Source organism: Haemophilus sp. SZY H53, from assembly GCF_054332375.1.
In genome coordinates this window covers 78367-86452 of sequence record NZ_JBTGNV010000010.1, presented here as the reverse complement: position 1 = coordinate 86452, position 8086 = coordinate 78367, and the positions used below count along the sequence as shown (strand labels likewise).

General features: G+C 39.3%; 5 protein-coding genes and 1 rRNA gene. 1 reads left to right on the top strand and 5 read right to left on the bottom strand.

All coding sequences use genetic code 11. The annotated features are described in order from the left end of the window. Positions 1-77: ribosomal RNA gene (gene rrf / locus ACXVWB_RS09710) — 5S ribosomal RNA — on the top strand; the annotation flags it as partial. A 166-nt stretch (positions 78-243) separates the two neighbouring features. Here the strand turns inward: rrf and glnE are convergent. Genes glnE through tsaE form a run of 5 tightly spaced genes read right to left on the bottom strand, consistent with a single transcriptional unit; the run spans position 244 to position 8084 of the window. Beyond that, the gene (gene glnE / locus ACXVWB_RS09705; RefSeq protein ID WP_369866784.1) at positions 244-3177 is read right to left on the bottom strand and encodes a bifunctional [glutamate--ammonia ligase]-adenylyl-L-tyrosine phosphorylase/[glutamate--ammonia-ligase] adenylyltransferase; all 2934 of its coding nucleotides are present in this window, start codon (positions 3175-3177) and stop codon (positions 244-246) included. Between the two features lie 3 nt (positions 3178-3180). Beyond that, positions 3181-4134 (bottom strand): tRNA (adenosine(37)-N6)-dimethylallyltransferase MiaA, encoded by a 954-nt coding sequence (miaA, locus tag ACXVWB_RS09700; protein WP_289902476.1) that lies wholly within the window; start codon positions 4132-4134, stop codon positions 3181-3183. 1 nt (position 4135) lies between these two features. Continuing rightward, the gene (gene mutL, locus ACXVWB_RS09695) at positions 4136-5980 is read right to left on the bottom strand and encodes a DNA mismatch repair endonuclease MutL (protein ID WP_458485345.1); all 1845 of its coding nucleotides are present in this window, start codon (positions 5978-5980) and stop codon (positions 4136-4138) included. An 8-nt stretch (positions 5981-5988) separates the two neighbouring features. Continuing rightward, complete coding sequence (locus ACXVWB_RS09690) at positions 5989-7602, bottom strand: N-acetylmuramoyl-L-alanine amidase (RefSeq protein ID WP_289902474.1); 1614 nt, start codon at positions 7600-7602, stop codon at positions 5989-5991. 11 nt (positions 7603-7613) lie between these two features. Continuing rightward, positions 7614-8084 carry a tRNA (adenosine(37)-N6)-threonylcarbamoyltransferase complex ATPase subunit type 1 TsaE gene (gene tsaE / locus ACXVWB_RS09685; RefSeq protein WP_126471864.1) on the bottom strand — a complete coding sequence of 157 codons (471 nt, stop codon included), beginning with the start codon at positions 8082-8084 and terminating at the stop codon, positions 7614-7616. Positions 8085-8086: the final 2 nt, after the last annotated feature.

Below are 8086 nucleotides of genomic sequence, written 5' to 3'. Positions count from 1 at the left end.
CCGAACTCAGAAGTGAAACGCCGATGCGCCGATGGTAGTGTGGGGCTTCCCCATGTGAGAGTAGGACACCGCCAGGTCTGAATGTAGAACCCCAAGCTAAAGAGCTTGGGGTTTTTGTTTATGGAGTTTTGTTAAAGATTACTTTGACAATATAAGTGCGGTAGAAAGTTAGGCTGTTTTTACGTAGAGAATATATAAAAAGGAGTTTATCCCAAATATCTGAGAATAGACTCCTTTAATCTTTTAAGAAAATAACTTATTCCAAAAAGAACAAACAAATTCCCTTTCTTCTGTAAACGCCGAATCATCAACAATGACAGGATTTCCTAATAAGTTCAGGTGATGAATTTTATTACGTAGTGTTACGTAGCAGAATTTGAGCTTTTCACATTCTGTTAGAGAAATAATGTGATGTTCTGCCATTGAATCAAAGATGCGGACGTTATCAGACCATTTTGTTAATATTGGATTAGCTGGAGCATTCGCAAGCATCAGATATTGGGCGATAAATTCAATATCGGTAATGCCGCCACGATCTGTTTTGATATTAAAAAAGCCTTCTTTTGTGTGAGATAAATGTTCGTACATTTTTTCACGCATTTCTCTTACTTCAATTTTTAGCTGATTAATATCTCTTTGAGCTGAAAGTACATTACAGCGAATGTTTTCAAATTCTGCTTTTAATTCAGTTTCACCAAAAATGGCACGACTGCGGACAAGCGCTTGCTTTTCCCAAGTCCATGCCTCATTGAGTTGATAGTTTTCAAATGCTTGAAGCGAACAGCCTAGTAAGCCAGCATCGCCTGAAGGTCGTAATCGCATATCAACATCGTAAAGTACGCCTGCACTGGTATTCATGCTAAAAATGCTGACAATTTTTTGAGCCAGTCTTAAATAGAATTGGTTACTATCAATGGATTTTTTCCCACTAATGGTTTGGCCTTCAACAGCTTGGTATAAAAAGACTAAATCCAAATCAGATTTATAACCGAGTTCAATTCCACCTAATTTGCCGTAGCCAATAACTAAAAAACCTTTTTCAGTTTTATCTGCAAGGTGTTCGGGGATCCCAAATCGTTGACTGACTTGTTGCCAAGCAAAATTGACAACGGCATCAATGATTGCTTCTGCCAGATAAGTGAGATGATCGCTTACTTTCATAACAGGCAATACGTCGAGAATATCGGCGGCTGCAACACGTAATAAAATGGACTGTTTGAATTGGCGTAACCCGTCAATAAATTGTTCTTCATCATCTTGCGGTAATCGCAGCATATATTGCTTTAATTCGTCAGGATACTGTGTGAATGGCAATGGATTACGTAGCGCTTCAGTATTTAATAATTCATCGAGTAGAATAGGGTGACGAGCCACTTGTTCAGCGATCATCTGGGATTGCGAACATAGTTCAATTAGCTGCTCAATGGCTTGAGGATTTTCTAAGAGCAATTCCAAATAAGTCGTTCTACTCGCAATTTTATCCACAATATTGAGGATGCGTGGCAATAAAGTGCGGTAATTTTTTTGTTCAAATATTTGAGTGAAGATATTTGGCAATAAGTGAGCTAAAACTTCTCGACCTCGAGAGCCAATAACCCGGCGCGAAAGCCCATCTTTAAATTGAATAAGTTTATCTAAGATATCGGAAATCGCATCTTCATCAATGTGATTATCGACTAGCATTTGTTCAATATCATCGAGATCACCTTCTAAAAAATCAATCCACTGATTATTGTCATCGTTAGGTTCATCTTTTTCTTCACCAATTAATGCATCAAAAACTGACCGCACTTTTTGTTGGTGTGCCTGTAATGTTTGATAGAAATCATCCCAGTTTTCAATTGGATAAGATTTTATCGTAGCCTGATTGTTCTCATCTAAATAAGTGTATTCTCGACAACCGACCATTAATCTAAGGCGATTTTTTTCATCTGTTGGCAGAAGTTGCGTTTGTTGGTCATCAATGGCTTGAAGCACGTTTTCAATACGTCGTAGAAAGATATAAGCTTCTCTTAATTCACGGTATTGTTGAGGCGTAATTAAACCAAGATCTCGTATTTCAGGAAGAAGTTTAAGCAATTCATGTTGTTGGAGTTTGATCTCACGCCCACCGCGAATCAGTTGAAAAACTTGCACAATAAATTCGATTTCTCGAATCCCACCTGCGCCTAGTTTAATATTGTCTTTTAAGCCACGACGACGCACTTCACGCTCAATTTTACCTTTCATTTCACGTAAAGCTTGAATCACACTAAAATCAATATAGCGTCGATACACAAAGGGGCGAAGTAATTGCTGCAAGGTTTTTACATTGGGATCTTGCTCATTTGCGCCTAAAATACGCCCTTTGATCATGGCGTAGCGTTCCCAATCTCGCCCTTGATCTTGGTAATATTGCTCCATTGCAGAAAAACTTAAGGCTAGCGTACCGCTGTCGCCAAAAGGGCGAAGGCGCATATCCGTACGATAGACAAAACCATCTGGCGTAAATTGATCCAATGCATTAATCAGACGTTGTCCTAAACGGGTAAAAAATTTGGCGTTATCAATGGCTCGTCTTGCTCCAACGGTTTCGCCTTGTGAAGGATAGGTAAAAATTAAATCAATATCAGAGGAGAAATTTAGCTCAAAACCACCTAATTTTCCCATGCCAAGAATATAGAGTTGCTGAGGATTGCCATTTTCATCACAAGGCGTGCCCATTTCTTCGTAAGCTTGTTTATATAGCCAATTTCTCGCACCAATGATAAGGCTTTCAGCAAGTTGAGAAAGACGAATAAAAATGTCTTCTACGGTGGCAAGATTCAAGCTTTGACAGAAACTAAGTTTTGCCATTTCTTGATTACGAAAATTTCGTAATGTTTTGTAAAGCTGTTCTTCGTTTTGGATAGTGGAGAGTTGGTCAGCTAAACGGCTAGCATAATGTTGACAATCTGAAAATTGAGGAGGTGTTTGCCACCATTGGGCTAAAAAGTGCGGGTGTTTTTTTAAGACTTTTTCCAAGAAATCAGACAGACTGATGGCATAGTTGATTTGTCCGATTGGTGTCGTGAGATTTGTTGCGTCCCGCTCGATTTGTTGGGTTATTTCATCAAGATTCATTTCAGGGAAATGTTGGCAAAGCACTTCGCCAAGTTGAATGAGTTTTTCAGTCGAAAGCGGAAGTGAAAGTGCCATAATTTACCCTTTAAAATGTTCGTCAATCTTGCGTAGTACGATTTCTTTGGCTTGTTGCGGTTGCAGACTATCTAGCCAATTTAGTGGTGTTTTCCAGCCGCGTAGCCAGGTGATTTGTCGTTTGGCTAATTGTCGAGTTGCACAAATACCGCGGAAGACCATTTCTTCATGATCATAGTCACCACGTAAATATTCCCACATTTGGCGATAGCCAACACAGCGTATAGAAGGCAAATCAGGATGGAGATCTTCTCGTTGATAGAGTTTTTCCACTTCTTCTTGGAAACCTAATTCGATCATTTTATAAAAACGTTGTTCGATACGTTGATGCAATACCGCGCGATCTTCTGGTGCAATAGCGAATTGTAAAAATTGATAAGGCAATTCTTCGCCTTTTTGTTCGGTTAATTCCGTTAATGATTTGCCCGTTAAATAGAATACTTCTAGTGCACGATTAATGCGCTGTGAATCATTTGGATTAATACGCTTTGCTGAAATAGGATCAATTTTTTGTAATTCTTGATGAAGTACTGGCCAGCCAAATTTTTGCGCTTTTTCTTCAATTTCTAAGCGTAAATTTTCATCAGCAGATGGAAGAGGAGAAAGCCCCTCAATCAATGCTTTGTAATACAACATCGTGCCGCCAACCAAAAGCGGAATTTTACCTTGTGCGGTAATATCGGCCATTTCTCTGAGCGCATCGTCACGAAAATTCATCGCAGAATAACTTTCCGCGGGATCTAAAATATCGATTAATCGGTGAGGGGCAAGAGCAAGTTCTTCTTTAGAAGGCTTTGCCGTACCAATATCCATGCCTTTATAAATTAATGCAGAATCGACACTGATCACTTCCACTGGCAGGCTTTGACGTAATTGAATAGCAAGATCTGTTTTTCCTGAGGCTGTTGGTCCCATTAGAAAAAGTACGGTCGGTTTGGAGTCAGTTTTTTGTGTCATATTACAAATCAGTTAAAAAAGGTTGCCAGTTAATCGGTTTCAGTAATGTATTAAATTTCTCTTGATGAGCTTTATTCAGTAAGCGTTCCGTTTCGCTTAATAAGCTGACCGCATCCGCTAATACTTGAATCGGTTTCATCTCTAGCGTCTGACAAAGTGCGGTCAGAAAATCAGGCATATTTTCTAGATCTTCCGCAAGTAGGCTTACCACACATTTTTGTAAATTTTGTGTACGTAAAACCGTAGGCACTTTGTTTAGAGTGAGACGTAGCTGGGCTTCATTTTCAATAAATTCAAAACCACTTTGCTGAAAAAAGGCTTTTTGTTTTTGCCATTGTTCAAATTGTTTTTCATCTAAGCGGAAAATAATCGGAATGAGCAGCGGTTGTTGTGAAATTTCACCTTGTTGTAAGGTTAATTCATAATTTAAGGTTTGCAATTTAGCTAATGACATCAAATAAAACTGCTGATTTTGTTGTAAAAGCAATGCTTTATTTTCAATTAATGCTAATGCGCGTAAATAGCCTGGTTCACTTGTCTGTGGGAGTTGTTCAACGACTGACTTTGTTAAAACTTGAGAATTTTCCACAGGACGTACTAATTCACCATATAAGCGTTGTTCCGTCTTTGTAGGTTGTTCACGATAACCATATGACGGAACGTATTCACTACGGTTTGAAAAGTGTGGTCGATTTTCTGATTGTTTTTCGCGAGGCTGATGATAATTCGAAGCGAAAATATTGTGTCCCGCTGCCGCCCGATTGGGTTTCGGTTCATAGTTAGGTTTATATGAAGCCGAAGGCTCTCTTGCTGCATTTATCGCTGGCGCTAAATCCAATTCAGCTTGAGGAATAGCATTGAGCGCATTTGTTACGCCTTGGCAGATAAAATCATGAATTAAGCGGGCTTGATGGAAACGAACTTCGTGTTTTGTTGGGTGCACGTTGACATCGACATCATGTGGATTGAGGTCGATAAATAGCACAAATGCAGGGTATTGCTCAGTATGTAAATGCTCCGCATAAGCTTGGCGAATGGCGTGGGTGATCACTTTATCACGCACCATTCGTCCATTGATATAGCAATAGTTCAAATCATTTTGAGAACGTGTAAATTCAGGTGCCGCCACCCAGCCAGAAAGATGCAAATCATCATGTTTCCAATCAATGCGCAAGGCATGCTGAACAAAATCATCGTCACAAATAGCAGAAACACGTTTTAGTTGTTGCTCTTCATTCGTTGCAGGACGATATTGTCGAATCATTTTGCCGTTATGAGTGAGCGTAAAAGCAATATTAAATTTTGCTAAAGCAATTCGGCGAATGACTTCATCAATATGAGCAAATTCTGTTTTATCAGTGCGCAAGAATTTACGACGAGCTGGCGTGTTAAAAAAGAGATTTGCGACTTCAACTGTCGTGCCGACTGGATGAGACGCAGGTTTAATTGTAGTTTCCATCTCTCGTCCTTGTGCATAAACCTGCCATGCTTCATTTTGCTCTGCAGTGCGAGAAGTAAGCGTGAGACGAGAAACCGAGCTGATACTGGCAAGGGCTTCACCGCGGAAACCTAAACTTAAAATGGCTTCGAGATCATCAAGATCGGTAATTTTACTGGTTGCGTGTCGAGCGAGTGCGAGACTTAATTCTTCTTTAGGAATACCACTGCCATTATCTCGAATACGAATCAGGCTGGCGCCGCCGTTTTCAATATCAATATGAATTTTATTGGCACCGGCATCAAGGCTGTTTTCCACTAATTCTTTCACCACAGAAGCAGGGCGTTCGACCACTTCACCTGCGGCAATCTGATTAGCCAGCTGTGGAGAAAGAATTTTGATTGCCATAGGATTCCTTATTTTTCTTTAAGTTTGATTTTTTGCCCAGTCACGATTTTGCCGTTTTTCAATATTGGGTTCAGTTTTAAAAGACGATTAACCGGTACATTGTATTCACGAGAGATGCCATAGAGAGTTTGATCGGCTTTCACCGTATGGTAAAGCGGGATTTCTTTCTTGCCATTATCTTTCTTCTCATTTCCTTTTGAAGAAACGTCTTTTTTATCGTTGCCTTTTTTCTCAGGCTCTTTTTTACTCTCGGTTTTTTCTTGTTTTTTATCTTTTTTAGAAACGGCTTTTTCAGCTTCAACAATCTTGCTGTTTTTCCCTTTGTTATCAGCTTTGGCTTTATCATCCGATTTAGGTTTTTCTTCTATCTTTTTGCCTTTGCCGTTATCTGGGATTTTAATAGTTTCATTCAGCCAAAGTTCTTTACGTTTTAGTTTATTTAATTCAATAATTTCACTGACTTTTACATCATATTTGTTTGCCAGGCTACCAATGCTTTCACCAGGTTTCACTTTATGACGGACGCCACTGTCTTTAACACTTGAAGTGCGGTCAGATTTTTCGGCGTTTTTCTCTTCTTTTTTAGTTGGTTCTTCCGCTTTTTTGCCTTTGCCATTATCTGGAATCTTAATGGTTTCATTTAGCCAAAGTTCTTTGCGTTTCAGTTTATTTAACTCAATGATTTCACTGACTTTGACATCATATTTGTTCGCCAAGCTACCAATGCTTTCGCCTGATTTCACTTTATGGCGAATACCGCTGTCTTTCACATCAGAAGTGCGGTCAGATTTTTCATTGTTTTGATTGTTTGATTTTGTAGATTTGCTGTCTTGCTCGTCACTAGGTAGAACTACGATCGTTTTTAAATTACCGTTGCGATAAGCGACTAAGCCTTCATAAATCATATAAGCAATACGGCGACGATAAGTAATAGTATTCAGTTTTTGTTCTTCTTCCATATTAGAAAGAAACCCCGTTTCCACGAGAACAGAAGGAATATCCGGTGAACGTAATACGCCAAGGCTAGCATGTTGAGGCGTGCTTCGGCTTAAAGGTGTTACACGTGCAAAACGACGTAAAATACTATTTCCTAACTCATAGCCAGTACGTTGACTATGTCCAAATTGCAAATCGAGCACTGTTTGATCTAAATATTTATCATTGTGGCTTAAAAGTACTTTACCCGTGCCTCCGAGAAGATCTGAACGTTTTTCATCATCTTCTAACCATTGCCCAATTTCATCATTAGCACGGCGATTGGAGAGTACCCAGACAGACGCTCCACGTTGGTTAGGGTTTAACGAAGAGTCGGCATGAATTGAAATAAGAAAATTTGCTTTAAATTTTCGTGCAATTTCAGAGCGCTCAGGAACAGAAATGTAGTAATCGCTACTACGTGTTAAGACACCTTTGAAATTAGGATCCTTATCTAATAAAGCTTTTAGTTCTCGAGCAATAGAAAGCGTGACATTCTTTTCATAAATACCTAAATTTTTTCCGATTGCACCAGGATCTTTACCGCCATGGCCAGGATCAATCGCAATTGTCCATTGTGGTGCGGCAAATACGGTAGTAGAAATTAGAGAAAATATTCCAAAAAGAAACGAAAATTTTGCTTTCATGTAAGTCAGTTTTATAGTTGTGCCAAAATATGCTCGCCTACTGAGTTTTGAGCAATTAGCGTAATGTTTCGAGCATCGTCGTAATAATCAATATTCACTAGTAAATCAGCCTCAGGCAAGATGCCCTCACCTTTTTCAGCCCATTCGATTAAGCAGATGCAATTTTGGCTGAAATAATCACGAATACCCATAAATTCCAATTCTTCAGGATCGGCAAGACGATATAAATCAAAGTGATAAATCATTTTTCCTGCAATGCTATATTCTTCCACTAACGTATAAGTAGGACTTTTGACATTGCCTTGGTAGCCTAAACCTTGCACCATTCCACGAGTCAGGGTGGTTTTACCTGCACCAAGATCGCCATTAAAATAAAGCACAATAGCGTTATCTTTCGGTTGTTTTACAAGCACTTCTGCGAGTTTTTTACCAAAACGGAGCATAGTGCCTTCATCAGGAATGTATTGGGTTAATTCGGTCATTC

Bases quoted from the DNA above. Each gene is read 5' to 3' on its own strand.
- glnE (WP_369866784.1), bottom strand. From the start codon at position 3,177: ATGGCACTTTCACTTCCGCTTTCGACTGAAAAACTCATTCAACTTGGC.
- miaA (WP_289902476.1), bottom strand. From the start codon at position 4,134: ATGACACAAAAAACTGACTCCAAACCGACCGTACTTTTTCTAATGGGA.
- mutL (WP_458485345.1), bottom strand. From the start codon at position 5,980: ATGGCAATCAAAATTCTTTCTCCACAGCTGGCTAATCAGATTGCCGCA.
- ACXVWB_RS09690 (WP_289902474.1), bottom strand. From the start codon at position 7,602: ATGAAAGCAAAATTTTCGTTTCTTTTTGGAATATTTTCTCTAATTTCT.
- tsaE (WP_126471864.1), bottom strand. From the start codon at position 8,084: ATGACCGAATTAACCCAATACATTCCTGATGAAGGCACTATGCTCCGT.